Annotated in this window: 26 protein-coding genes and 2 tRNA genes; 10 read left to right on the top strand and 18 right to left on the bottom strand. The window is 59.3% G+C overall.

Annotated elements, in window-relative coordinates:
- Nucleotides 1-13: 13 nt before the first annotated feature.
- The 4 genes from sseA to N5D22_RS13115 form a co-directional block, all read right to left on the bottom strand.
- A complete protein-coding gene (gene sseA, locus N5D22_RS13130; protein WP_279655389.1) occupies nt 14-1,435 on the bottom strand; it encodes a 3-mercaptopyruvate sulfurtransferase in 1,422 nt (473 codons plus the stop codon).
- Between the two features lie 16 nt (nt 1,436-1,451).
- Nucleotides 1,452-2,189 carry an alanyl-tRNA editing protein gene (locus N5D22_RS13125; RefSeq protein WP_279655388.1) on the bottom strand — a complete coding sequence of 246 codons (738 nt, stop codon included), beginning with the start codon at nt 2,187-2,189 and terminating at the stop codon, nt 1,452-1,454.
- Between the two features lie 12 nt (nt 2,190-2,201).
- A complete protein-coding gene (locus tag N5D22_RS13120) occupies nt 2,202-3,239 on the bottom strand; it encodes a cysteine synthase A (RefSeq protein ID WP_279655387.1) in 1,038 nt (345 codons plus the stop codon).
- 122 nt (nt 3,240-3,361) lie between these two features.
- The gene (locus tag N5D22_RS13115; protein ID WP_279655386.1) at nt 3,362-4,801 is read right to left on the bottom strand and encodes a deoxyribodipyrimidine photo-lyase; all 1,440 of its coding nucleotides are present in this window, start codon (nt 4,799-4,801) and stop codon (nt 3,362-3,364) included.
- Nucleotides 4,802-4,989: 188 nt separating this feature from the next.
- Here N5D22_RS13115 and N5D22_RS13110 point away from each other — a divergent pair, with 188 nt between their 5' ends.
- From N5D22_RS13110 to N5D22_RS13100, 3 genes are all read left to right on the top strand, one after another.
- Nucleotides 4,990-5,271 carry a DUF982 domain-containing protein gene (locus N5D22_RS13110; protein WP_279655385.1) on the top strand — a complete coding sequence of 94 codons (282 nt, stop codon included), beginning with the start codon at nt 4,990-4,992 and terminating at the stop codon, nt 5,269-5,271.
- Between the two features lie 135 nt (nt 5,272-5,406).
- A complete protein-coding gene (locus tag N5D22_RS13105) occupies nt 5,407-5,964 on the top strand; it encodes a methylated-DNA--[protein]-cysteine S-methyltransferase (RefSeq protein WP_279655384.1) in 558 nt (185 codons plus the stop codon).
- Between the two features lie 113 nt (nt 5,965-6,077).
- Complete coding sequence (locus tag N5D22_RS13100; RefSeq protein WP_003521571.1) at nt 6,078-6,521, top strand: TIGR02594 family protein; 444 nt, start codon at nt 6,078-6,080, stop codon at nt 6,519-6,521.
- 58 nt (nt 6,522-6,579) lie between these two features.
- Here N5D22_RS13100 and N5D22_RS13095 read toward each other — a convergent pair whose 3' ends face one another.
- The gene (locus N5D22_RS13095) at nt 6,580-6,819 is read right to left on the bottom strand and encodes a hypothetical protein (protein WP_279655383.1); all 240 of its coding nucleotides are present in this window, start codon (nt 6,817-6,819) and stop codon (nt 6,580-6,582) included.
- Nucleotides 6,820-6,989: 170 nt separating this feature from the next.
- Between N5D22_RS13095 and N5D22_RS13090 the strand changes: the two genes are divergently transcribed.
- A complete protein-coding gene (locus N5D22_RS13090) occupies nt 6,990-7,394 on the top strand; it encodes a DUF2934 domain-containing protein (protein WP_279655382.1) in 405 nt (134 codons plus the stop codon).
- Nucleotides 7,395-7,494: 100 nt separating this feature from the next.
- Here N5D22_RS13090 and N5D22_RS13085 read toward each other — a convergent pair.
- Nucleotides 7,495-7,569: transfer RNA gene (locus tag N5D22_RS13085), tRNA-Asn, on the bottom strand.
- A gap of 176 nt (nt 7,570-7,745) precedes the next feature.
- On the opposite strand from N5D22_RS13085, the gene N5D22_RS13080 reads away from it, so the two are divergent.
- Entirely contained in the window at nt 7,746-8,021 is a 276-nt protein-coding gene (locus N5D22_RS13080) for a hypothetical protein (protein WP_279655523.1), read from the top strand.
- Between the two features lie 5 nt (nt 8,022-8,026).
- Here the strand turns inward: N5D22_RS13080 and N5D22_RS13075 are convergent, their stop codons facing one another.
- Nucleotides 8,027-8,671, bottom strand: coding sequence for an exopolysaccharide biosynthesis protein (locus tag N5D22_RS13075; protein ID WP_279655381.1), 645 nt, complete (start codon nt 8,669-8,671; stop codon nt 8,027-8,029).
- 513 nt (nt 8,672-9,184) lie between these two features.
- On the opposite strand from N5D22_RS13075, the gene N5D22_RS13070 reads away from it, so the two are divergent.
- Together N5D22_RS13070 and N5D22_RS13065 are read left to right on the top strand one after the other, a co-directional pair.
- Nucleotides 9,185-9,772 (top strand): YqaA family protein, encoded by a 588-nt coding sequence (locus N5D22_RS13070; RefSeq protein ID WP_077982480.1) that lies wholly within the window; start codon nt 9,185-9,187, stop codon nt 9,770-9,772.
- Nucleotides 9,773-9,910: 138 nt separating this feature from the next.
- Nucleotides 9,911-10,465 (top strand): dual specificity protein phosphatase family protein, encoded by a 555-nt coding sequence (locus N5D22_RS13065; RefSeq protein ID WP_279655379.1) that lies wholly within the window; start codon nt 9,911-9,913, stop codon nt 10,463-10,465.
- A gap of 199 nt (nt 10,466-10,664) precedes the next feature.
- Here N5D22_RS13065 and N5D22_RS13060 read toward each other — a convergent pair whose 3' ends face one another.
- From N5D22_RS13060 to N5D22_RS13050, 3 genes are all read right to left on the bottom strand, one after another.
- On the bottom strand, nt 10,665-10,868 hold the full coding sequence (locus N5D22_RS13060; RefSeq protein ID WP_279655378.1) for a hypothetical protein: 204 nt from the start codon (nt 10,866-10,868) through the stop codon (nt 10,665-10,667).
- 227 nt (nt 10,869-11,095) lie between these two features.
- Nucleotides 11,096-11,356 carry a hypothetical protein gene (locus tag N5D22_RS13055; protein ID WP_279655377.1) on the bottom strand — a complete coding sequence of 87 codons (261 nt, stop codon included), beginning with the start codon at nt 11,354-11,356 and terminating at the stop codon, nt 11,096-11,098.
- A 138-nt stretch (nt 11,357-11,494) separates the two neighbouring features.
- A tRNA-Pro gene (locus tag N5D22_RS13050) sits at nt 11,495-11,571 on the bottom strand.
- Nucleotides 11,572-11,801: 230 nt separating this feature from the next.
- Here N5D22_RS13050 and N5D22_RS13045 point away from each other — a divergent pair.
- A complete protein-coding gene (locus tag N5D22_RS13045) occupies nt 11,802-12,338 on the top strand; it encodes a DUF1269 domain-containing protein (RefSeq protein ID WP_279655376.1) in 537 nt (178 codons plus the stop codon).
- Between the two features lie 71 nt (nt 12,339-12,409).
- Here N5D22_RS13045 and N5D22_RS13040 read toward each other — a convergent pair whose 3' ends face one another.
- The 6 genes from N5D22_RS13040 to uppC all read right to left on the bottom strand — a co-directional run bounded on the left by N5D22_RS13040 (nt 12,410) and on the right by uppC (nt 18,100).
- A complete protein-coding gene (locus N5D22_RS13040; RefSeq protein ID WP_279655375.1) occupies nt 12,410-13,057 on the bottom strand; it encodes a hypothetical protein in 648 nt (215 codons plus the stop codon).
- 172 nt (nt 13,058-13,229) lie between these two features.
- The gene (locus tag N5D22_RS13035) at nt 13,230-13,379 is read right to left on the bottom strand and encodes a hypothetical protein (RefSeq protein ID WP_279655374.1); all 150 of its coding nucleotides are present in this window, start codon (nt 13,377-13,379) and stop codon (nt 13,230-13,232) included.
- A gap of 78 nt (nt 13,380-13,457) precedes the next feature.
- Entirely contained in the window at nt 13,458-14,699 is a 1,242-nt protein-coding gene (gene uppF, locus N5D22_RS13030; protein ID WP_279655373.1) for a polysaccharide biosynthesis O-antigen ligase family protein UppF, read from the bottom strand.
- Nucleotides 14,696-16,249 carry a polysaccharide biosynthesis glycosyltransferase UppE gene (gene uppE / locus N5D22_RS13025; RefSeq protein WP_279655372.1) on the bottom strand — a complete coding sequence of 518 codons (1,554 nt, stop codon included), beginning with the start codon at nt 16,247-16,249 and terminating at the stop codon, nt 14,696-14,698. The genes uppF and uppE overlap by 4 nt, the downstream gene beginning before the upstream one ends.
- 119 nt (nt 16,250-16,368) lie before the next feature.
- Nucleotides 16,369-17,511: a polysaccharide biosynthesis type 4 glycosyltransferase UppD gene (gene uppD / locus N5D22_RS13020; RefSeq protein ID WP_279655371.1), complete on the bottom strand. Its 1,143-nt coding sequence runs from the start codon at nt 17,509-17,511 to the stop codon at nt 16,369-16,371.
- Nucleotides 17,512-17,527: 16 nt separating this feature from the next.
- The gene (uppC, locus tag N5D22_RS13015; RefSeq protein WP_279655370.1) at nt 17,528-18,100 is read right to left on the bottom strand and encodes a polysaccharide export protein UppC; all 573 of its coding nucleotides are present in this window, start codon (nt 18,098-18,100) and stop codon (nt 17,528-17,530) included.
- Nucleotides 18,101-18,310: 210 nt separating this feature from the next.
- Between uppC and uppB the strand changes: the two genes are divergently transcribed.
- A complete protein-coding gene (uppB, locus tag N5D22_RS13010) occupies nt 18,311-20,575 on the top strand; it encodes a polysaccharide biosynthesis protein UppB (RefSeq protein ID WP_279655369.1) in 2,265 nt (754 codons plus the stop codon).
- A 16-nt stretch (nt 20,576-20,591) separates the two neighbouring features.
- Here uppB and uppA read toward each other — a convergent pair whose 3' ends face one another.
- Complete coding sequence (uppA, locus tag N5D22_RS13005) at nt 20,592-21,824, bottom strand: polysaccharide biosynthesis GNAT family N-acetyltransferase UppA (protein ID WP_279655368.1); 1,233 nt, start codon at nt 21,822-21,824, stop codon at nt 20,592-20,594.
- 98 nt (nt 21,825-21,922) lie between these two features.
- Nucleotides 21,923-22,135, bottom strand: coding sequence for a DUF2842 domain-containing protein (locus N5D22_RS13000; RefSeq protein WP_279655367.1), 213 nt, complete (start codon nt 22,133-22,135; stop codon nt 21,923-21,925).
- Between the two features lie 142 nt (nt 22,136-22,277).
- Between N5D22_RS13000 and N5D22_RS12995 the strand changes: the two genes are divergently transcribed.
- On the top strand, nt 22,278-23,381 hold the full coding sequence (locus tag N5D22_RS12995) for a COX15/CtaA family protein (RefSeq protein WP_279655522.1): 1,104 nt from the start codon (nt 22,278-22,280) through the stop codon (nt 23,379-23,381).
- The last annotated feature ends 1 nt before the right edge of the window (nt 23,382 follow it).

The raw sequence follows: 23,382 nt of genomic DNA, 5'->3' as shown, positions 1-23,382 counted from the left end.
GGTCGGTTGACCCTCAGTTACGCAGCGATATCTCCAGAAGCTCGGTATCGGCAAGCGGCTCCACCCAGGCCTCATAGGTGCCGACGGGCGAAAAGCCCATCATCTGGTAAAGCTGCAGCGCGCGCGGATGGTCGAGCGTATTGGTGGTCACCGTCACCCGCTGCGGATTATCCTGCCAGGCGGCGTAAAGCGCCTGCAACAGGAACCACTTGCCGACGCCTGCGCCGATCGCCTCTTCGAGCAGTCCGAAATAAGAAAGCTCGGTCACCTCGTCGTTAGCCTTGTTCAGTTCGAAGAAACCGGCGGGTGCACCGTTCATATAAAGAACCGTGACGCTGTTTTTCGGATCGCGCAGGATGGCGGAAAGCTCGGCATCGCTCATGCGCATGCGCTTTTGCCAGTGCCAGCGTTTTCCCACGCGCCAGTAGAGATAGCGGTAAAAATGCAGGGGAATATTATTGACCCGCATCAGCGCGGTCTGGATGTTGACGGGGATCGGCAGGCTGACCTTGGGCGGTGCGGTCATTTCCAGCTGCGTCACATGCGCCTTCAGCGGTCCGTGCGACAATGTGGGGATTGCATCCGCCGGACCGGTAACCACCGGCGTATCCTGCAAGCCGCCCCATTCCGACCATGAGCCGTCGTAAAGCGAATTATCCTTGTGGCCGAGCGATTCCAGCGCCAGCGTAATGACGGCGGCGGTGACGCCCGAGCCGCAACTGGTGACGACGGGCTTCGAAAGATCGATACCGGCATCGGTCACCATCTTGCGGATGGCGGTGAGGTCCTTGAAGTGGCCGTTTTCGGAAAAGGCCGTCGCGGGCAGGCTGCGCGCGCCGGGCATGTGGCCCGAACGCATGCCGGCACGCGGCTCGGCCTCGTCGCCGGTAAAGCGTCCGGCGCCACGGGCATCGGCAATCTGTTTTTCGCCGCTGTCGACGATGCCGCGCATGGCGCCAAGCGAGGTCACCCGCTTCTCGTTGAAATCAGGCGTGAAGGTTGCCGGTTCGATCTCCGGCGTACCGGTTTCAAGCGGCCGGCCTTCGCGTTTCCAGCCGTCGAAGCCGCCATCCAGTACATAGGCCTTGCGCACGCCCATCACCCGCAGCATCCACCACACGCGCGGCGCGGAAAAGAAGCCGGGGCCGTCATAGACCACAATCGTATCGCTATCGCTAAGGCCGAGCGCGCCGGCCTGTTCCGCGAAGAATTCCGGCGAGGGCAGGGAATGCGGCAGGCCGGTGGTATGATCGGCGATCTTGTCCTGATCGAAGAATACCGCACCGGGCAAATGGCCGGCTGCGAATTCTTCCGCGCCGTTGCGCTTGTGCGCCGGCAGATACCAGGAGGCGTCAACGACACGAAACCCGGCCGTGCCGAGCTGCTTTTCCACCCAGTCCGCCGAAACGACGAAACGGCTCTTATCCGTGCTCACGATATCTCTCCCGATCTCAGGCAACAGCTTCAGGCGCGCCGAAACGAATGCGGAACCGCCTGTTCTCCTTGCCCTTCTTTTCTATCTTGGCAATGTGAATATCGCCCACTTCCTGCGTTTCGGAAACATGGGTGCCGCCGCAGGGCTGGCTGTCGATGCTGGAATTTTCGCCGATGCAGACGAGGCTGACCCGGCCGAGGCCCATCGGTGGCCGCACATTCTTGGATTTGACGATGCCGGGATTGGCCTGCAGCTCCTCGTCGGTGATCCATTGCAGGAAGACGGGATGGTTGGCTTTCACCAGCTCCATCAGCTTTGCCGTCACCTCGTCCTTGTCGATGGTTTCCGACATGTCGAAATCGACACGCGATTCGTCCTCGCCGACCGCCGCGCCGGTAATCGGCCATTGGCAGACGACGGAGAGCAGATGGCAGGCGGTGTGCATCCGCATCAGCTTGTAACGACGCGGCCAGTCCACATGCAGGGTGAGTTTTTCGCCGATATCAGGGGAAGGCTGGCCTTCGAGCGGCAGATGGACGATCACGCTCTTGTCGGCGCCGTTTCTGGTGATGCCGAGTTCGATGCGAGAACCATCGGCCCGCTCCAGAAAACCGCTATCGCCCGGCTGGCCGCCGGACGTCGCATAAAAGCAGGTCTGGTCCAGCTCAATGCCGCCATCCTCATGCACCGCCGTGACGATCGCTTCTGCGGTGGAAAGATAAAAATCGTCACGGAACAGGGCATTCACAGGCATTTCGGCATGTCCTCAAACGGTTTCGTACGGAACCGCAATCTCGCTTTTCGTCGCCAGCCACTGCGGAACCGGAAGACCCTTGGAACGCAGGAAATCCGGGTTGAACAGCTTCGACTGATAACGATTGCCGTAGTCGCACAGTATCGTCACGATGGTATGCCCCGGACCGAGCTCGCGGGCAAGACGGATTGCGCCGGCAATGTTGATACCGGAGGATCCGCCAAGGCAAAGGCCCTCTTTCGTGACCAGGTCGAACAGTACCGGCAGCGCCTCCGCATCCGAAATGCGATAGGAGAAGTCTGGCGTAAAACCTTCCAGATTGGCGGTGATCCGCCCCTGTCCGATGCCCTCGGTGATGGACGAGCCTTCGGATTTCAGCACGCCGTGCTTGTAAAATTCATAGAGAGCCGCACCCTCGGGATCGGCAAGGCCGATCTTGATGTCGGGGTTGAAATCGCGCAGGCCGTCGGCCACGCCCGCAAGCGTTCCGCCGGAACCGACCGAGCAGATGAAGCCATCCACCTTGCCGTCCGTCTGGTCCCAGATTTCAGGGGCCGTGGTTTCGATATGGGCCTGCCGATTGGCGATATTATCGAACTGGTTGGCCCAGACCGCGCCGTTTTCATCCGTCGCGGCAAGCTGTTTTGCCAGCCGGCCGGAGACCTTCACGTAATTGTTCGGGTTGGAATAGGGGGCTGCCGGAACCTCGACCAGCTTTGCGCCGAGAAGCTTCAGCGCGTCCTTCTTTTCCTGGCTCTGCGTCTCGGGAATGACGATGACCGTCCTGTAGCCCAGCGCATTGGCGACCAGCGACAGGCCGATGCCGGTATTGCCTGCCGTACCTTCCACGATGGTTCCGCCCGGGCGAAGCTGCCCGCGCCGTTCGGCATCGCGAATGATATAGAGCGCGGCGCGATCCTTCACCGACTGGCCGGGATTGAGGAATTCCGCCTTGCCGAGGATTTCGCACCCCGTGGCTTCAGAAGCGGCTTTCAGACGGATGAGCGGCGTGTTGCCGATGGCACTGAGCGCAGAGGGATGAATGGTCATGATTGAGCCTTCTTGTCTGAGCGGAAATTAGGTGCCGTTATGTCCCGTTACAACCGCTTCAAGGCAAGAAATTATCTTCCCGGCTTTGGCTTAGCCACGCAAAATTTTGCCGATACCCAATTTTATGCGTTCTTCTTCACGTCGGCATAGGCGGCAAGCGCTCTTTCCCGCGCTTTTCCATGGTCGACAATCGGTTCGGGATAGGTTTCGCCAAGCGTGATGCCCGCCTTTTTCAGCACCTCCTTCGGCGCTTCGAACGGCTTGTGAATGTATTTCCGCTCAAGCTTTCCGAGCTCCGGCACAAAACGGCGCACATAATCCCCATCGCCGTCAAATTTCTCACCCTGCAGGATGGGATTGAAGATGCGGAAGAATGGCGAGGCATCCGCGCCCGAACCTGCCACCCATTGCCAGTTGGCGGCGTTGGAGGCCGGGTCCGCATCGACAAGCGTGTCGCGGAACCATTTTTCGCCCTTCCGCCAGTCGATCAGCAGATGTTTGATGAGGAAGGAAGCCACGATCATGCGCACCCGGTTGTGCATGGTGCCGTGTTTCCACAATTGCCGCATGCCGGCATCCACAATGGGATATCCCGTCATGCCGCAGGTCCACGCCCCGAAGGATTTTTCATCGTCCCGCCAGCGGAAGGCGTCGAAACCGTCGTTCCAGTTCTTTTCGTCCAGCTCAGGGAAATGAAACAGCAGGTGATAGCAGAATTCCCGCCAGACGATTTCCTTGCGGAAACGGCTGATATCGTTTGAGGCGACATGTGGCGAAAGGCCCTTTGTCGCGTGCCAGACGGTGGCCGGCGATATTTCACCCAGGGCGAGATGCGGCGAGAGCAAGGAAGTCGCGTCCTTCGCCGGGAAATCGCGTCCTTCTTCATAGCCTTTCAGAGCGCTATCGATGAAATCATCGAGTTTCTCCCGCCCGCCGTCTTCGCCGGGAGCCCAGATATCGCGGAAGTGCTTCGCCCAATCAGGTTTGACCGGCAGCAGCTTCCAGCCATCGAGATTTTCCGATTTCGGCCATGTCTTCGGCGCCTTCAGTTTCTCTGGAGCATTCACCGGCGCATGCGGTTCCTCGCCACCCTCCAGCGCCCGCCAGAAGGGCGTATAGACGCGGTAAGGCCCTCCCGATTTCGTCTGCAGCCGTGATGGCTCATGCAGCAGCTGGCCGGAAAAGCTGCGGACGGTCAGGCCGTCATCACGCAGCTTCCGTTTGAGTGTCTTGTCGGTGGCCATGCCGGCGGGATCATAACGGCGGTTCCAGAACACGGCGTCTGCACCGGTTTCGGATATCAGTTGTCGCAGCGTTTCTTCCGCCCCGCCGCTTAAAAGCAGAAGGCGGCCGCCGATTTTTTCCAGCGCGGCGGAAAGCGAAGCGAGCGAATGGTGAAGCCACCATTCCTGTGCGCCGCCCAGCCGGCCGCATGATTTTTCCCTGATATAGACGGGGATGACAGGACCGCCATGGTCCACGGCGGCAAGCAAAGCGAGATTGTCCGAAAGGCGCAGGTCCTTGCGGAACCAGACGATGGCGGGGGAGGCTGCTGTCGGCATGAAAGGACCCGGTTCACTTCCGCTTGAACGAGTGTTGAAACGCTTTGTTCCGCAAATCGGCTAGAATGGAAAGATGGGGCACATGGTTTCTCGAGGGTTATTTTTTCGCCCTTGAAACCGCAGGTGAAGGGAACCAACTGGAGGAGCCGACGTTTGTCGCCGGTTAATAGAGCATGGAAGTGCAATCAATGTTGCTGAATGACGTTAAGTGGGAAAAGCCCGTTACCATATCGCTTGAAAACGGTGCCCCCCGGATTTTCAACGGCGTTTACGAAGCCTTCGATTTTCTGCAGCACGAATGGCCGGAGCGCGGCGACAAGGTGCATGAACAGGCGCTTCGCCTGTGCCGCGCCTCGCTGATGGGTGACGTGGCGGGAGAAATCGCCCGTACCGCCTTCGTTGCGGCAAGCCGGCAGGCGCAATGCCTGATGGAGGACAAGGCGGAGGAGCAGAATAAAATCGCATCCTGAGCGCTGCTTCAGGCGTGACGTGTAAAAGGCCACCCGCCAAAAACGGGTGGCCTTGTTTGTTCCAGGGCATGAAACGGGTTGTTTCGAATGCGGGATATGGCATCGTGCATGCGAAAAGGCAGATGAGCGACGGCAATGAGCAACCACTACGGCTATATTGTTTTTCCCACGGCCCTCGGCCATTGCGGCGTCGCATGGGCGGGGCGGGGCATTGTGCGTCTGCAATTGCCCGGCTCTGATGCCGGCGAGACCGAAAAACTTCTCCAGAAGCGCCTGCCATCCGCTTCCATCGCCGTTCCGGAAACACGCACGCGTGAGGTGATCGCAATGATCACCCGTTATTTCGGGGGCGAGGAGATCGATTTCACCACCGTCGAGCTCGATCTTGCCGGGCAGGAGCGGTTTTTTCTCGATGTCTACGCGGTTGCGCGGCGGATCGGCTGGGGCCGTACGACGACCTATGGCGGCATCGTAAAAGATCTTGGCCTCGGCATGGAAAAGGCCCGCGATGTCGGCCAGGCCATGGCGAAAAATCCGGTGCCGCTGATCATTCCCTGCCACCGGGTTCTCGCCGCCGGCGGCAGGCTCGGCGGCTTTTCCGCACCGGGCGGAACCACCACCAAATTGCGCATGCTGGATCTCGAAAATGCCGGCCGCAGCCGCACTGACGAGGCGCAGGGCAGCCTGTTTTAAAGCAATGACAGATCAGTGCGCATGAATAGGCGTCTGATTTCTGCCCATTTCTCGTCAAATTGTCGCTAAATTGTCACAATACACGGACGCCCTCTAACATAAGGGCGAGACGTTTGAGAGTATCCGCGTTAATTCTATCGGTTGCCTTGTCTTTTACAGTTGCGGCATCGGCTTCCGCCGGCATGCTGAACCAGGCAGAAAAATACACCGGGCTGCATGAGTCCAAGAACAACAAGAGCCTCAAGAATATCCTTGGGGCAAATCCGCGCAGCACCCCCTGGTGCGGCCTCTTCCTGCATGCGGTCGCCAGCAAGGCCGGCCGGCAGTCTCCCAAATCCTATGGATTTGCCAAGTCCTGGACATCCTTCGGTTATGCCGTTCCGGTCAGCCAGGCCAAACCGGGCGATGTCGTCGTCATTCGCAACGGCCGCGGTTATCATGCCGGCATTTTAAAGAGCATGAGCGGCAAGACCGCCCAGATTCTCGGCGGCAATCAGTCCGGCCGGGTGCAGGTGTCGAACTTCAATCGCAAGGCCATCGTGTCGGTCCGTCGATAAAATCTCCGGACATTATTTTGATAAAGGCGGGCTTTGACCCGCCTTTTCCATTTTTGGCCTATGGCTGCTCGCGGGTGCCGGGCGTCGCCTCGCGCTGATCGTCGTCTTCCAGATCGGCAGCCACGATGAAGGCGTCCTCATGCTGGCGCGCGGCCTGCCGGCGGGCGCGCAGGCTCATGCTCTCATCCGGATAAATCTCACCGTCCTTACCCTTGAGTTCGCTGTCAGTTTCGAAACGCGCCACATCCTCGTCGCGAATGTCGAGCGGTTCGGTTTTCGGCTTTTGCGGGGTGGTCATGGATGTTTCTCCTGCGGGTTCGTGCAGGACAAACGATCCGTGGTCGATGACGGTTCCCTTTCACGAGGAAATGCACATTCGTAACGGGTCCGTGCGGAACTAACGCTGGCTTTTTCTGTTTTTTCAGTGGCACAATCAAATCCGGTGCAACACAGACAGGGAGGCCCGTTATGAGCCATGACCGCGAAGCCGCAATCCGTGAAAAAGCGCGCGCAATATGGGAGAGGGAAGGCAGACCCGACGGGCATCATGAAAGACACTGGATCGAGGCGGAGCGGGAACTTTCCGCAGATGCGGAAGCGGTAAAGCCCAAAAGCGGAAGTGGGGTGAAGAAATCCGCTGCCGCGAAGGCGTCAGCTGCAAAGGCGCCTGCGAAGAAGGCGCCAGCAAAAAAGGCAACCCCTGCAAAGGCCAAATCCCCGGCGGTAAAATCGCTTGAGAAGGAGCAGAAATCCGCGAGCAAGAACAAGGAAGACGATCTGACCGAGAGCCTTGAAGAAAGCTTCCCTGCAAGCGATCCGCCGGCACTCAGCAACGCCGTTAAGGCGACGAAGCGCGCGGTCAAAAAGACCTGACGGTCTTGTAGCCCGCCAACCGGGCAAGAATGAAAATGCCCCAAGCCGTATAGGGCGAATGCAGCTGCACTTCGCTCTTCAAAACATGTTTTGAAAGAAATGGCTCCCCGGGCCGGATTCGAACCGGCGACCTGTCGATTAACAGTCGAATGCTCTACCGCTGAGCTACCAGGGAACGTGCGCTGCTTGGCGCGGTGTGAGCGGGGTAATACAAATGCTTTTCCGATTTGCCAAGCGGTTTTTTCAAAAAAAACGCATTCATCTTGTTTTATCTCGCCGGAGTCCCGATTTTCCGGGCTTATCGGCGGTGAAAAAATTATCCACAGGCCAGATGCAAAAGGGCAGGATGGAATGAAATTCGGTATCGACCACAGAACGGGTCGCCTCAATCTCGGAAAATGGAGCCTCGCCATGCCGCGTTCGCGCGTCGGCAGGATCGCAGCGGGCTCGGCGCTGGTGGTGGGCGGAACGCTGGGCTTCTTGCCCATCCTCGGTTTTTGGATGATTCCGCTTGGTCTAATCGTGCTTTCCCACGATCTGCCGGCCGTGCGCCGCAGGCGACGGCGATTTGCGGTGTGGTGGGCCTCGCGGCAAAACCGCCGCGAGGCTCGAAACAGAGACCGTTGACCGGCTCAGCCGCCGATGGAGCTGCTGATGCCCTGGCCGGCCCAGAAGGCGGCATAGGCAAGGGCTGCGAAATAAATCGTCGTCAGACCCAGAAACAGGTAACCGCCGAGCACGGTGACGCCATCCCTCTGAATCATCCCGGCCGAAAGCAGCAGGATCGCGACACCCGGAAGCGTATTGGAAAACGGAATGAAGCCGAGCGGCATCATCAGCAGAACACCCGCGGTCATCAGGGCAAGTCCGTTTATCCGGTTGGCGATGATGCCCGTCGTCAGCGCGGGAATGCGCGGGCGGATGAAGCCGTCGAGCTTGGAAACGATGGCGACACCTTTTTGAAGCGCTGGAACGAGCTTTGCCGTTTCCATCTGTCGGTCGAGGATTTTTGCCGGCAGCCACGGCAGGCGGTTCAGCGTGATGGCCAGGCTGACAAGGATGATCGCCGCACCGAAAACGGTGCTGACGCCGGGAATGGAAACCGGAATGAGAAAGGGTAAAGAGGCGATCGCGCAGATCAGCAACAGGCCCTGTTCGCCGATCGCTTCCATCAACTCGCGCAACGTGATCGTCTGGCCCTGTAATTTTCCTATCAGCTTCTCAAGCGTCGTGCTGAGCTTTTCAGACGTATCAGTGAATGCGAATTCGTTCGTCATGCCGCTTCCCGGGAGTTGTTTTAACTCCGGGCTTGATAACATTCATCCGGCCCGATGCCTATCGCCGATAGAAACGGAGCCTCTTCACATTTGGTCGACTGGTTTCACTTTGGTCAGTGCGAAACCCAGCTGCTGTAAGCGCCGGCAAGAAGAACCACCAGCAGAATGACAAGTATGACCGGATTGATCGATGTAACGAAGTTGACATATTCCATGGTAACTTCCTCCTCTTTCCTCCAGCTTCATTCTACAGCAAAAAGGCGAGTGTATCTATCACAGGGTGAAATTTCGCATCGCAGCAACCGGCCCCCGATGTGGGCGGGAAATGCTTGTGTTTCCGATTTTTTGCGATGCAAAAATAATTCTTCCAACATTTGCCATTGTCTTGCGTTGTCTCTAATCCTGCATTGGCAGGACGGTCGTTTCGGCCTGTGCGAAGCGCATGAATGACCGTCGATATGCCTTTGGCTCCCGCCTGCCTTTGCTCCGCAACACTCTTCCCGGGGACATGAAATGCTGAAAAACATCTATGCCTGGACGATGGCGCTCGCCGCGCGCAAAACCGCCGTCTGGTGGCTGGCGATCGTGGCTTTCGTTGAAAGCTCCGTCTTTGTGGTGCCTGCGGACGTGCTGTTTCTGCCGATGGTGCTCGCCAAGCCGAAAAAGGCGATGTTTTATGCGCTCGTGGCAACCGTCGCCTCGGTTCTCGGCGGTATCGCCGGCTGGTTCCTCGGCCACTATGCGTTTGAGAGCATCGCGCGGCCCATTCTCGAATTTTACGGCAAGCTCGACAGCTTCGAGCACCTGAAGAACTCGGTGGACTACGAAACCATTGTTCTCCTGCTGGTGACATCCGGGCTCGCGCATCTGCCGCCGATCAAGGTCGTGACGATTCTTTCCGGCGCCGCCAATATCAGCCTTGGCCTCTTCATTCTTTCGGCGGTCGTCACGCGTGGCGCACGCTTTTTCATCCTTGCCGGATTGCTGCAGAAATACGGGGAATCGGTGCGCCATTTCATCGAAAAGCGCCTCGGCGCCATCACCGCGGCTGCCGCCGCCGCGCTCATCGCGGTCTATGCGGTCTACGTTTTCGTGCGTTGACCAAGCGCAGATTTTCTACTCTCACAATACTGTCGCATAACTTTCAGCCTACTGTCAGAATCCACCTGTATCGGTTCTCTCGTCGAATAAGGGAACCGTTTTATTATGCGAAGATTCTGGAAGTGCTCCTTTTGGGGCATGGGTTTTGCTGTGCTTGCCACAGGCGGTTATCTCTACGCCATTCAGCTTCTGGGCAATTTTCACGAGGTCGTTGCGGGCCAGCTTTATCGCTCCAACCAGCCGAGCAACGAGCAGCTTGTCCACTATACCAAGGAGTATGGTATCAGGACGGTTATCAACCTGCGCGGACCCAATGAATCCAAGGCCTGGTACCGGGATGAGGTCGAAACCTCCCGCCAACTCGGATTGAAGCACATCGATTTTGGCATGTCGGCAAGCCAGGAGCTTGACATGAACAGGGTCAACGAGCTGGTCGCGATCATGCGCGATGCGCCGAAGCCGATCCTCATCCATTGCAAGGCCGGTGCGGATAGAACAGGCCTCGCCACCGCGCTTTATCTCAGCCGTGTCGCCCGGCTCGATGAAGAGCAGGCGGAAAGCCAGCTTTCCTTCCGCTTTGGCCATATCGGCATTCCCTATCTGTCGGAAACCTATGCGATGGACCGGACTTGGGAAAACGCGGAAAAGATGCCTATCGTCGACGATTTCGCCATCGCCTCCAACGAATATTGAATGCTGCTCCGGGGGCAGGCGGCGTCAGCAAGGAATGCCGACGCCGTCCTTTCCGGTGGGTTCAGCGATCCGTCTCGCGTCATGGAATTATCCCTTCGCCCTGCCGGGCGGGCAGGGTTTCTGGCATGTGCGCTCCATCGTCTCACCAGCTTTGCCGATATGCGTCACGACGCCTTGAAAGACGGTGGCGGAAACGATTCTAGTCCCGCCCTGCGCCGGGTTTCCACCCGCGCGTATATCCATTTCCCATGATGGCAACCGCAAGGGAAAGCTGCTCCTGCAGATGCTCGATCTCACCAAGAAGCGCTTCGACGGCGGCCTTCGCATCGCCATCGTGACACTGGATGACGTATCCGGCAATGTCGTCGGGCCGTATAGGGGTGATTTTTTCAGCGTCGTACATGTCGTGTCGCCTCTCTTTTGTTCACTAAATGTTCTAATTTTAGCGGAGAGTCAACAAGGCAATGCATGCCGTCCTTCAATGGCCGGCAGCTTTACGATGGGGCGCATATTCCAGGGAATTCAACCGGAGAATGCTCTCGATCAAAAATGAGGGGATCGACAGGAAAATTGCCGGAGTACGGGGTTCCAGACCAAGACCCTCACGGGCTAATGCCGCGCAATCAGGCGTTAATGAACGGACGGATCGTCGCCGTCGAGGAAGCTGCGAATCCCGTCTTTCTCGCAAGTCGCCAGGAACTCTTCCCAGGCGTCTTTGTCGGTAACGAAAGGTTCATCCCAGGTGGTGACATCGTCGTGCTCGCTGATGACCTCCAGCGTCCAGTCCTGCTGCGTGCCAGCGGGCCGGTAGATGTCGACAAGCACGGTGATACCGTCGTCTTCAAACTCGCCCGAGAATTCTGAGTGTTCTATTTTCGGTTTTTTGGCCATCTCAGCACCCCTCGTTGTCAGCCCGGGATAAGCGCACATCCGAGCCCGGTCTTTTGAATTCGCACATAACGCTGGCTGCAGGATAGCAGAAACAAATATAGCCAGCTCTGGGGGAACTGGCTATCTATCTGTTTTTACTGGTCGGAGCGGCGGGATTCGAACCCACGACCCCTTGACCCCCAGTCAAGTGCGCTACCGGGCTGCGCTACGCTCCGAACCTGAAAGCCGTTTATATATAAGCCTGTTAGGGCGCAAGCGGAAAATGGTCTTTTCATAAAAAAAGGAACAAAGGGTGTGGACGGTGGGGAGGGGCGGGAAGCGGGGTGATGCTTGTCCTGTTTGAGGGCCGTCAAACGTATGACACATGCTCTTTCCATCATGGCAGGAACAAGCCGCCCTCTGTGGGCGTTCAAGCGCAACGGAATTGAAACTCAGGGAGACAACCATGTCCGAACTCGTCGTTGTTGGTTTTGACGGAACGGAAGAGGCCGACCGGGTCCTTCTGAAGCTTGCCGGTCTGAAAAAGGAATATCTGGTCGATCTGGAAGACGCCGTGGTTGTCGTGCGCGATGAAAGCGGCAAGGTGCATCTGAAGCAGAGCGTCAATCTGACGGCAATCGGCGCAAGCTCCGGTTTCCTGTCCGGCGGTCTGTGGGGCGGCCTCGTCGGCCTGCTGTTCCTCAATCCGCTGGCGGGGTTTGCCATTGGCGGCGCGATCGGCGCCGGCACGGGCGCCCTTGCGGGGTCGCTCACGGATTTCGGCATCGATGACGATTTCATCAAGTCGCTCGGCGAGACCATTCCCAATGGTTCTTCGGCGCTGTTCGTGCTGATCCGCAAGGTGCAGCCGGAAAAGGTGCTGGCGGAATTCGAAGGCCTGCGTGGGCGGGTCATCAAGACCTCGCTATCGCCGGCACAGGAAGCGCAGCTGCAAAAGGCGCTGTCCGGCGGCGCGGAGCCGGCTGCCGCACCCGCCGTCTGAATGGCTGACACAGCAATGCTGCGGCATGTTTCATGTCGCAGCAATCCGTTCAGGCATGGGCCGTCTGCTGGCTAGACGGTCAGAGTGCCGTTTTTCGCCTGTGGCCAGGTGAGATAATAATAGCGGCTGCCGACGCTGCCGAAAAATGCATTGTCGCCGGAAACAGCGTCGATATAGGCGCCGCTGGTGCTCTTGGCATAGGTCGAGCCGTCGCGTTTCAGATGGTCTTTCAGAAAGTCGCTCCATCCCGTCACTGTGATCTCCGTGGCCGTCCCGGAGGTGGTTTCCGTGTCGGAGGCCACATCCCAGGCCTTGATTTGCGCACCCTCGGCGGGATCGGAGACGGTCAGCGTGCCCGTTGTCAAAGCCTCCAGCATCGCATTGGCCTGTGAAGCCTTGCCCGGATCCTTGCGCAGCTCTTCCAGCATCTCCTTCAGCTCCTTCATGAAATCGGCCTTGGTAATGTCACCGGAAGAAAGCTGCGTATCCGTATCGTCGGTCTGCGTGTCGTCGCTGGAGGTCTGGGCATATTGCGCCAGAAGCTGCGTCAGCCGCGTATTGGTGGAAGACGACGAAGAGGTGTCGAGCCCGTAGGAATCGAGGAGAGACGTCCGCGTCGAGGAGGATACGGCGGTGGAATTGTCTTCCTGCTCCTTGATGGCCTTGAGGGCCAGTCTGGTGGCGGTGAGGCGGGTGGAGAGGTCGATGGAGGAGACCATTGCGCTAGCTGTTTCCTTGATCGGGCGATACGGATCATTCGTACCGAACCGGCGCGGCGGGCATCGATCCCGCCTTTCGTCTCCTCTCATAAGAAGACCGGGTGCATCCCGGCCATTTTTGGCTTGGGATGCACCCGGTCTTAATGGCCGGACTTTGCGCGACGCTTGCGGTTTAATTTTCCTGAACGGAAACGCCGTTCGGACCGATATTCATCTCGATCCCCTTCGGTTTGCTTTCCTCGTGCCAGACATAGATGCCAAGGCCTGCGATGACCACGATGAGGGCGCCGATGATGAGATAGAGATTGCTGGTCTGCGTCATAAGGTGTCTCCCCGTTTGACAATCGGAATCGGGGGCTAAACGCATGAAATGGCATAAGGTTCCGTAAGGGTAAGCGTTTCAGGCGGCACGTGCGCGACGGCGCAGGGCTTCGCGTTTTTCCAGCGCCATGCAGCCCCACAATATGCCGAGCAGCAGGAAGAAATGTCGCCAGTGATCGGTATCGATGACGGCGCCGATCATCACATGGCCGACGAAGGTCACCCAGGAAATGATGAGGAAAGGCTGCCATGGCCGCGGACGCAGCAGATGCCGGAAACCGGCGGCGATGGTCCAGCAGATCAGCACCAGATAGATGATGAAGCCGAACCAGCCATGCGTGGTCAGGCTCTTCAGCCAGATATTGTGCTCGGCGGCGGGAAAGATGTCGTCGAACACCAGGGGACCGATGCCGAGCGGATGTTCCATGGCCAGCAGGAAGCCGAGATAGTGGCGGGCAAAACGCCCGAGATGGCCGCCATCATAGGATTGCACCGCCGAGGCGCGGCTGGAGAACAGATCCGCCACCTGCTTGAACTGTAGCGCGATGATGACCGCCGCGACCATCAGCCCGGCGGCGACAAGAAACAGCACGAGGATTTTCAGGCGAAATGCGGCCGTGCGTTCCTTCAAAAGCATGACGAAGACGAGGAGGATGGTGGCGAACAGGAACAGGCCCCAGGCCGCGCGTGAGAACGACAGGAACACGCCAAGCGACAGGATGAGCAACCCGACGATCCGCCAGGGCGCATGCATGGCCTTGCCGGTAAGAAGGCCATAGATGAGATAGAGCGAGGGTGTCACCAGAAAGGGACCGAAGACGTTCGGGTCCTGAAAAGCGCCCTTGGCGCGGTCGTAGAGGGTGAAGACCTCGAAACCGGGGAGGGCGTGGAAATATCCGATGATGCCGAGCAGCGAGGTGATGAGCGCGGCCGCAAGCCAGGCCCGGAAAATCAAGAGCAGCCGCTGGTGCTTGTCTTCCACGATCGCCGCATAAAAAACCGAGGTCAGCGCCAGAAAGGTCGAGACGGCGAGATAAAGCGGCCCCTCATCCAGATCGGCCATGGTGGTGAGCGAAAGATAACCGCCGATATTAAAAGCGAGCAGCAGGCACAGGAGCAGGACGACGGTGCGCGAAAGGCGAAGGCCGAGCAGGAACCAGATGGCCACCTGTCCGACCATCATCAGCTCATAGGGCGCCGGCTCGGAAATGACGAAGCCCGACAGGAACACGCCGAAGGCGATGAAGAACGAGCCGATGAGCCGCATCGTGGCAAGCGGTGCGTCGAAACCCGGTGCGTGCTGGTAACCGACGTGGGTCAATAGGCGTTTTCCGATTTGAGCAGCCGTATCGGCGTCAGGAACAGGATCTTGAGATCGAATAGCAGTGACCAGTTCTCGATGTAATAAAGGTCGTATTCGGTGCGGAACTTGATCTTGTCGCCATGGTCGATCTCGCCGCGCCAGCCGTTGATCTGCGCCCAGCCGGTGACGCCGGGCTTGACCTTGTGGCGGGCGAAATAGTGCTCCACCACCTCGGTATATTTCAGATCGCCAGTCTGGGCATGAACGGCATGCGGGCGCGGCCCGACCAGAGAAAGGTCGCCGTAAAGAACGTTGAAGAGCTGCGGCAGTTCATCCATCGAGGATTTGCGCAGGAAGCGGCCGACCGGCGTGACACGCGGATCGTTCTTGGTGACGGCCTTTTTCGCCGTGGGATCGCTGAGTTCCGTATACATGGAGCGGAACTTCCAGACATTGATCGTTTCATTGTTGAAGCCGTGGCGCTTCTGCTTGAAAAGGACAGGACCTTTCGAGGTCGTCTTCACGGCAATTCCCGCCCCCAGCATCACCGGCCACAAAAGGGCGATGCCGATGAGGCTGAAGGTGATGTCGAACACCCGTTTCGCCACCGAATCCCAGTCGCGGATCGGCTTGTCGAACACGTCGAGCATCGGCACCTTGCCCACATGGGAATAGGCGCGGGGGCGAAAACGCAGTTTATTGGCATGCGCCGCGATACGGATATCGACCGGCAGCACCCACAGCTTGCGCAGAAGCTGGAGAATGCGCGCTTCGGCGCTGAGCGGCAGGGCGATGATCAGCATGTCGAGCTTCGTCAGGCGGGCGAATTCCACCAGTTCCGCAAAGGTGCCGAGCTTCGGATAACCGGCGACAACGTCGGGCGAGCGTGCGCTTTTCCGATCGTCGAAGATGCCGCAGATGCGGATATCGTTATCGGACTGCTGCTCCAGCGAGCGGATAAGATCCTTGGCGGTATCGCCGCCGCCGACGATGACGGCGCGGCGCTCCATCACGCCATTGCGCGCCCAGTGGCGAATGGCGAAGCCGAGGATCAGCCTCCCGGTGAAAATAGCGATGGCGCTTATCGCATACCATATGCCGAAGGCTGGCCAGGAATGCAGCGCATCGGGAAAAAAGAGAAGGAGGAAACAGGCCGTGCCGACAAAGGACAGGCAGACCGCACCCTGAATGCGGGCGAACATCTTGAGCGGCGTGCGCAGCGTCGGCAGCTGATAACAATCACCCGCCTGCAGAAGAAAGACGCAGAGCGCGGCGCCCAGCACGCCGCCGCCGAAAACTGCCAGAAAGGTTTCCAGGCCGCGATCGGCGGCAATGCCGTTGACGATGCCGGCGATGACCACGAGCGTCGTGAATTCGAGAAGCCGCAATTGCCCGATCACCATATTCGGCGAATGGTTGCCGGCGCGCAGCTGGTTGGCGATCTGCCGTGCAAGCGGATTAAGGACGACGGTTCCGGATGCCGAAGGTTCTCCCGCTTCGTGGTCGGAGATTTTTTTGCGCAACGATGCCAGATCGAATTGCAGTCTTTCCTTGTCAGCCTTGGTCATTGCTTTGGTTCGCCCCTCTACGAGCAGGAAACTAGCCGAAACATGCTAAGAAACGTTTATGATGAATTTCTACAGGACGGCGGGAATATACAATTAAAAATCGTGTTTTTGAAATGAGTTTAGGCCGATAGCAGGTCGCGATAGAGCTTCATCATCTCTTTGGCCATGACCGGGGTTGAAAATTTCGCCTTGAAGCTGTCGGGGCGGGGCATGACCCGCTGCGCCCAGTCCACATCCTCCGCATCCTTGACCATGATCCGCGCCAGCGCATCCGCATCGCCTGCCGGCACCAGCGCTTCACTGTCTTCTCCAAGGACTTCGGGAATGCCGCCGACATGTGAGGCGATCACGGTTTTTCCCGCCGCAAGCGCTTCGAGCACGATATAGGGCATGGCTTCGGCGCGCGACGGCACGACCACTGTCGTCGCCAGTTCGAAGGCCTGTCTGGCGGGCATGGCCGCATGCATGGAAATCCGCTGGGAAAGCCCGGCCTTGTCGATCATGGCCGCATATTTGTCCCGGTCCGGTCCATCGCCGACGATCACGCCGGTCATCGGCTGGCCGATGCTGCGTTCCATTTTGGCGAATGCCCTGATGAAGACGTCGGGTCCCTTGAGGTCGCGCAGCATGCCGATGTAGAGGAAACGGGCGGCATCGTCGCGGGCGGCGACGGTTTCGAACTCGCTTTCCTGCACGCCATTATAGATCATCGCCGTTCGGGTGCGGGGCCTGCCGATCTTGGCCTCGTAAGTCGCCTGCTCGAAATTGCAGACGAAACAGAGCGCATCGGTGAAATGCTCCTGAAACCGCTCCAGCCGCAGGAAAAGCTGCCCTTTGAGGCTGTTTCTGGCGTAATGCAGGCTGCCGCCATGCGGTGAATAGAGGCGGGCTACGCGATACCTGTTTGCCCGCAGGAGTGAGCCGATCAGCCGGGCAAGAGCGCCGCCCTTGGCGCTGTGCCCGTGCAGAATGTCCGGCCGCAAACTTTTGATGTGCTTGTAGGATTTCCACAGCGCCATGAGGTCGCCGGGACTGATGGACCGCCGGATGGGCAGGCGGGTGAGGCCAAGCTCCAGCATCGGGGTGATCTGTGCGAAAAGCCGCTCCTCATGCGCGCCGCCGGTGGAGCTGTCGCAGACGATGCCGACCTTGTGGCCCTGTTTGACATGTTCTTCGATAAGGTCGCGCACATGGCGGAAGACACCGCCCACCGGGGAGCGGAAGCAGTGAATGATGCGCAGGGGAGGGCCGTCATCCGACACGTTCGCCGCTCCGTTTTCAGAAGAAGCGTTCGCGTACGTAGACGGTATCGCCGGCCAGGATGGGGGCGGTGATCCCGATCCGGCCGGTCATCACCTCCGCATTGATCTTGCGGGTGATGTCGACATCGGCCTGATTGGCGCGCGGGGTGAAGCCGCCGGCAATAGCGATGGCGTTCTGCACCGTCATACCGGGCACATAGGAATATTGGCCGGGACGGCCGACCTCACCCATGATGAAGACGGGGCGATAACGGTCAATCTCGATCGTCACGTCTGGATCGCGCAGATAACCCTGGCGCAGCTTGGCGGCGATGGCGGCTTCGAGCTGCGGCAGGGTCTTGCCGCGGGCCGGAACCTGGCCGACGAGCGGGAAGGCGACATAACCGGCCTGATCGACCGTATAGGTATTGGTCAGCCCCACCTGTTCGAATACGTTGATACGCAGCCTGTCGCCGCTATCGACGTGATAGGGTTGCAGAGCAGCCTCATTGAAGGACCTCGGCGCGGGTTGATATGCCGCGCAGCCGGAAAGGGCCGTCAAAACGGCGAGCGTCAGTGCGGTGACATGTCGTGATCCGGCGAGCGGCATCTGATCTGGCTCCGAGTCGATCTTTGATCATTCTTATCGTTCTGTTAGGGTTAATGTGCGGTAAACGAGCAGCGCGAGCGATGGTAATATCGGTTTTATTTCGTCGGATTCGCCGGGATTAACTGTTGTGTTACCCGCAAGACTTAAACTTCGCGAAAATTGACCATCTATATTTGAGCGCCCGAGGTTTGTCTCGGTTACGGAGCCCGCATGAACGGCGATCGCATTGACGACAGGGATGTGGATATCGATCTTGCGCAGCTTGTCGCAGCCATATGGCAGCGCAAGGGCCGGATCGCGGCGATCACGCTTCTGGCCGGGGGCGCCGCCTTCGTGATCTCAAGCATGATGTCGCCCGCCTACAAGGGCGAGGCGCGCGTGCTGATCGAATCTCGCGCGGCCTCCTTCGGCGCCTCGCAGCAGTCCAATGCGCCTGCCGAACCCGTGCTCGATGAATTGACCGTTTCCAGCCAGGTGCAGATCCTGCAATCGGTCGACCTCATCAAGCAGGTCGCCAAAGACATGAAGCTTTACGAGCTGGATGAGTTCGATCCGGAGGCCCATCCTTCGCTCATCTCGCAGCTCCTGGTCGCCGTCGGCGTCAAGAAGGACCCGCTTCAGGTGCTGCCCGAAGAGCGGGTGCTGAAGGCCTTCCGGGAAAAGCTGCAGGTCTATCAGGTCGAAAGCTCGCGCGTCATCACGGTCGAATTTTCCTCGCAGGATCCGAAACTCGCCGCCGCCATCCCCAATGAGATGATGAAGGCCTATATCGCGCTGCAAAGCGGTGCGAAGCTGGATACAAGCACGGAAGCGGCGCGCTGGCTGGAGCCGGAAATTGCCAATCTGCGCGAAAAGGTGCGTGAGGCCGACAGGAAGGTCGCGGATTACCGTGCCTCCTCCGATCTCCTCTCGGCGGGGCAGGGCGAAACGCTCGCTACCCGCCAGCTCAGCGACATCTCGACCGAACTCGGCCGTATTCGCGGTGAGCGCGCCAATGCGGAGGCGCGGGCGGAAGGCGTGCGCAACGCGCTTGCCACCGGCCGCCCGCTCGATACTTTCCCCGATGTCGTCGGTTCCCCGACGATCCAGAGGCTGAAGGAAAACGAAACCACGATCCGCAGCCAGATTTCCGATCTCTCGTCTTCGATGCTGGAAGGCCACCCGCGCATCCGCGCGCTGCGTAACCAGCTCGACGGCATACAGCGGCAGATTCAGGAAGAAACCCGCAAGGTGCTGGCGAGTCTCGAAAATGAGGCCAATGTTTCGCGTCTGCGGGAACGGCAACTGGTCCAGCAGTTGAACATGCTGAAATCGGAAAGCGTGCGTGCGGGCGAACAGCAGGTCGGCCTCAACGATCTGGAGCGGGAAGCTTCGGCGCAAAGGCAGCTTCTGGAAACCTATCTTGCCCGTTACCGCGAAGCGACGTCGCGCGCCGGCTCGGTGGATTCCACCCCGGCCGATGCACGCGTCATCTCGACGGCGGTGGAGCCGCGCGAGCCCTATTTCCCGAAGACCGGCGCCATTACCATCGTTGTGACGCTGGCGGCCTTTCTGCTCTCCTGCATCGTCGTCATGCTGGTTGAACTCTTCACCGGCCGGGCTTTGAAGCCGATGGGCAGAAACCAGGTTCCGCCCCTTTCCGATCCGCCTCCGCCTGCGCGCGCACGGGTCGACGCGGATGAGGCTGAGGATATGCCGGAACAGCCGGCTGCCGAGCGCCAGCAGACGATACAACCGGCTGCCCAGGCCATGCCGGCTGCGGCACACCATCCCGTCGCCGAGGAGGCGAGCCAGATGCCCGTCGTAGCCGCGGCCGCGAGACCGGCCTTGCCGAACGACGACGCGGCTGCCGAGGAAAAGGCGGCGGCGGAAGAAGAGGTCGATATCTCTGACGACTTCTCGATTGACGCCGTCGCGGGCTTCCTCGCCACCCGTCTTGCCAAGCCGGTCGCCGCTGTCGTGTCTCCGGCCGGTGATAGCGGCTCCACCACGACCGTGATGCTGGCGCGCGCTTTGTCTGAAATGGGCCGGTCGGTCGTTCTCGTCGATATGACGGCCTCTGGCTGTCCGACACGGCTGATGGCGCCGGAGGCCGGGCTTCCCGGCGTCATGGACCTTCTGGCGGGTGCCGCCGCCTTCGGTGAAACCATTCACGGCGACCGCCTGTCCGATGCCCATATCGTGCCGCGCGGCAATGCGCAGCCGCGTGAGGCCATGCGTGCCATTGACCGCCTGACCATGATCCTCGGCGCGCTCTCCGACGCCTATGACACCGTTCTCGTCGAATGTGGTGCGGTGCAGATTTCGAGCCTTGAGAAAATGCTGCGCAATCTGCCCGCAGAAATCATCGTTTCCGTCCCCGGCAAGGATGGGGAGATGCTGGAAAGGACGCTCGGAGAGCTGGTGGCGCAGGGTTATGAACAGGCGTTGCCGATGACCGGAATGCGTAAGCCGGACCACCTGAGCGCCGCCTGAGGGCGGCGAATACCGCTCAGTCGGTGGCAGCCGTGGTGTCTGCCTTTGGTCTGCCGGCGCGAAAACGCTGAATCAGCGCATAGAGCGCCGGATTGGATTTGATCAGGCTTTTTGTCCGGGCGATGGCGACATAGGCGGAAGCGGCCGCACGGCCCTTCAGCGTCACCGGCAGGAATATATCGTGCTGCACGGTGAAAAGCGGGCACCAACTGCGCTTGTAGAGCTGGTCGCCGACGCCGAAGTCGAAGAGCGCCGCCTTTTCGCGACATGCCCTTTCGATCATCAGCCAGAACAACAATTCGCCGGGGCTGAGTTCCGACACCGATTCATCGATCGACCCGAACTGGCAGATGATGTGATCCTGCTTGCGTGAAAGGCCGGCGATGGCGGCAATGACGCCTTCGTTTTCGCCATGCAGGCGGATGGCGTGCAGCTCCAGCAGACTGTCCGTGCCCGCTTCAGGGAAATTGGCGAGATCGTAGAAGAAGTCTTTCACCGATTGATCGCGAAACACATCGGGAATGCCCTGTGAGGCGAAACGGGCGGCCTTTTGCCGAAAAAATGCTTGCAGCAATTCGCATTTTTCCTGGGGCGTCCGGGCGATCACATGGCTGTAACCGCCCATTTCGTCGGCTCTCCGGCTCTGGATGCGGAATTTCTTCCGGCGTCTCTTGGCGTTGACCTGCCGAAGCGTGGCCTCAAAACTTTCAAAGAGCGGGAGCTGGAAAGCCGGGTTCTGGTTTTCGACGGAAGCCAGATGCGAGAGTGGATTGGTCCTGCCGCGCCAGCTGAGCGGTATGTTCTGCAGGGCCAGAATATCGGCCCGGCCATGCAGCAGCTTGCGCGCCTCGCGGGCGATCGCTGCCGCGATTTCCTGTCCCGCCCGTTCGGCAAAGCCCGGCTCGAAAAGCCCGGTATTGATATTGTTGAACCGGCTGCCGGGAAACCGCGCCTTGCGGATGCCGCCTTCCTTCACGATTTCGAGCGGAAGCAGGAAGATCGTCTTTCCGCCCTGCCGGCCGCGCAGCGTCAGGAGAGTGCTTTGCTGTGTTTGCGCCCAGATGGAACACCAGCCGAAAGTCTGATGCAGCGAATTGAGCGGGTCGCTCTCCATCCGTTCCCAGTCGGAGCGGATGGTCGAGGCGTCATCGACGAGATCTATCACCAGACGATCAGCAGCCCGCCGCTCGTTTTGCACGGCGGTCGGCGCTTGTTTGTCGCTGATAAAGACCGGCCCCTCAGCCGCCATCCACTCTCTCCGGTTGTTTCGGTCGGACTATATCGCTGAGCGGCAAACAATCGGTTTATAAAATTGCGACCTCAGGGTGTTGCGCAAATGATCGGCGCTTATCCCTGTTTTTTAGGTCCGGCCATCCATTTGATGATCAGCATCGCCGGCAAAACCCACAAAATTCCGGTCAGCACGAAATAGGCGAGATGCACCCACCAGGGCGATTGCGCCAGCGCCGCCGATGCAATGGCCGTCGCCACCACGGCGTAAACGACGACGAGGCAGATGATGACGATGGTGCCGATGAACGATCTGAAGCGAGGCTGCATGAAATCTTCCGTGATTGAATGTGTGCTGGGACTATACCGCCGCGACCGCATGCCGCAAACCCTGAGGCCTTGTTTTGTGGTGCCGGTTGGGGCTAATCAACATGACTGTATGAGGGAGACCTGAAAGATGCGTTCGAGCGGCATGACGATGGCAAATGGTTCTGCGGAAATGGTGGTGGAGGCTGCCCTGCAGAAACAGGAGAAGGACCGCCGCCTGCTGCGCATCTGGCTGCGTGTCGTGCTTTTCACGCTCTTCTGTCTGGTCCTCGTCGGCGGCGCCACGCGGCTCACCGAATCCGGCCTGTCGATTACCGAATGGAAGCCGATCCACGGCGCCATTCCGCCGCTTTCCGTTGCCGAATGGGAAGAGGAGTTCCAACTCTACAAGCGTATTCCCCAATATCAGGAAATCAACAAGGGCATGTCGCTCGATGAGTTCAAGACGATTTTCTGGTGGGAATGGGCGCATCGCCTGCTTGCCCGCGCCATCGGTCTCATCTTCGCTCTGCCGCTTGCCTTCTTCTGGTTGACGGGCCGCATCGAAAAGCGCCTGCGGCTGCCGCTCATCGGCCTTCTGGCGCTCGGCGGCTTTCAGGGCTTTATCGGCTGGTGGATGGTATCGTCAGGCCTCGTCAACCGCACCGATGTCTCGCAATATCGCCTTGCCACGCATCTGACCGTCGCCTGCCTCATCTTTGCGGGCTGCATGTGGATTTTGCGCGGGCTGTCGCATCATTCCCCCGAGGCCGCCGACGAAAAGACGGGCAGGGGTTTTGCCGCGCTGCTGACGGTGCTCTGTCTCTTCCAGATCTATCTCGGCGCATTGGTGGCGGGGCTTAATGCCGGCCTTTCCTATAATACATGGCCGCTGATGGACGGCTCGCTGGTGCCGGGCGATCTGTTCCTGCAACAGCCCTGGTGGATCAACCTCTTCGAGAACCCCAAGACGGTGCAATTCGTCCACCGCCTCGGCGCCTACACGCTGTTTGCCGCCACCCTGTGGCATATGGTGTCTATGGCGCGTGCCTTGCCCGGCACGCCACACGCCCGCCGCGCGGTGCTGTTCTTCGTGCTTGTCTCCATTCAGGCGGCGCTCGGCATCACCACGCTTTTGATGCATGTGGATATTCACGTCGCGCTCGCCCATCAGGGCATGGCGTTGATCGTGCTTGGCCTTGCCGTCGCCCACTGGCGCGGTTTCATCGGTAAATATCCGACGCCCGTTGCGGTCGAAGTCAGGGATTGAA

The organism is Agrobacterium sp. GD03872, assembly GCF_029840625.1.
GTDB lineage: Bacteria > Pseudomonadota > Alphaproteobacteria > Rhizobiales > Rhizobiaceae > Agrobacterium > Agrobacterium fabrum_A.
The sequence above is the reverse complement of the archived record's forward strand: the minus strand, read 5'-3'. Positions and strand labels throughout refer to the sequence as shown.

Coding starts and splice junctions, on each gene's coding strand:
- N5D22_RS13125 (WP_279655388.1), bottom strand. CDS start 2,189: ATGCCTGTGAATGCCCTGTTCCGTGACGATTTTTATCTTTCCACCGCA.
- N5D22_RS13120 (WP_279655387.1), bottom strand. CDS start 3,239: ATGACCATTCATCCCTCTGCGCTCAGTGCCATCGGCAACACGCCGCTC.
- N5D22_RS13115 (WP_279655386.1), bottom strand. CDS start 4,801: ATGCCGACAGCAGCCTCCCCCGCCATCGTCTGGTTCCGCAAGGACCTG.
- N5D22_RS13110 (WP_279655385.1), top strand. CDS start 4,990: ATGTTGCTGAATGACGTTAAGTGGGAAAAGCCCGTTACCATATCGCTT.
- N5D22_RS13105 (WP_279655384.1), top strand. CDS start 5,407: ATGAGCAACCACTACGGCTATATTGTTTTTCCCACGGCCCTCGGCCAT.
- N5D22_RS13095 (WP_279655383.1), bottom strand. CDS start 6,819: ATGACCACCCCGCAAAAGCCGAAAACCGAACCGCTCGACATTCGCGAC.
- N5D22_RS13090 (WP_279655382.1), top strand. CDS start 6,990: ATGAGCCATGACCGCGAAGCCGCAATCCGTGAAAAAGCGCGCGCAATA.
- N5D22_RS13080 (WP_279655523.1), top strand. CDS start 7,746: ATGAAATTCGGTATCGACCACAGAACGGGTCGCCTCAATCTCGGAAAA.
- N5D22_RS13075 (WP_279655381.1), bottom strand. CDS start 8,671: ATGACGAACGAATTCGCATTCACTGATACGTCTGAAAAGCTCAGCACG.
- N5D22_RS13070 (WP_077982480.1), top strand. CDS start 9,185: ATGCTGAAAAACATCTATGCCTGGACGATGGCGCTCGCCGCGCGCAAA.
- N5D22_RS13065 (WP_279655379.1), top strand. CDS start 9,911: ATGGGTTTTGCTGTGCTTGCCACAGGCGGTTATCTCTACGCCATTCAG.
- N5D22_RS13060 (WP_279655378.1), bottom strand. CDS start 10,868: ATGTACGACGCTGAAAAAATCACCCCTATACGGCCCGACGACATTGCC.
- N5D22_RS13055 (WP_279655377.1), bottom strand. CDS start 11,356: ATGGCCAAAAAACCGAAAATAGAACACTCAGAATTCTCGGGCGAGTTT.
- N5D22_RS13045 (WP_279655376.1), top strand. CDS start 11,802: ATGTCCGAACTCGTCGTTGTTGGTTTTGACGGAACGGAAGAGGCCGAC.
- N5D22_RS13040 (WP_279655375.1), bottom strand. CDS start 13,057: ATGGTCTCCTCCATCGACCTCTCCACCCGCCTCACCGCCACCAGACTG.
- N5D22_RS13035 (WP_279655374.1), bottom strand. CDS start 13,379: ATGACGCAGACCAGCAATCTCTATCTCATCATCGGCGCCCTCATCGTG.
- uppE (WP_279655372.1), bottom strand. CDS start 16,249: ATGACCAAGGCTGACAAGGAAAGACTGCAATTCGATCTGGCATCGTTG.
- uppC (WP_279655370.1), bottom strand. CDS start 18,100: ATGCCGCTCGCCGGATCACGACATGTCACCGCACTGACGCTCGCCGTT.
- uppB (WP_279655369.1), top strand. CDS start 18,311: ATGAACGGCGATCGCATTGACGACAGGGATGTGGATATCGATCTTGCG.
- uppA (WP_279655368.1), bottom strand. CDS start 21,824: ATGGCGGCTGAGGGGCCGGTCTTTATCAGCGACAAACAAGCGCCGACC.
- N5D22_RS13000 (WP_279655367.1), bottom strand. CDS start 22,135: ATGCAGCCTCGCTTCAGATCGTTCATCGGCACCATCGTCATCATCTGC.
- N5D22_RS12995 (WP_279655522.1), top strand. CDS start 22,278: ATGACGATGGCAAATGGTTCTGCGGAAATGGTGGTGGAGGCTGCCCTG.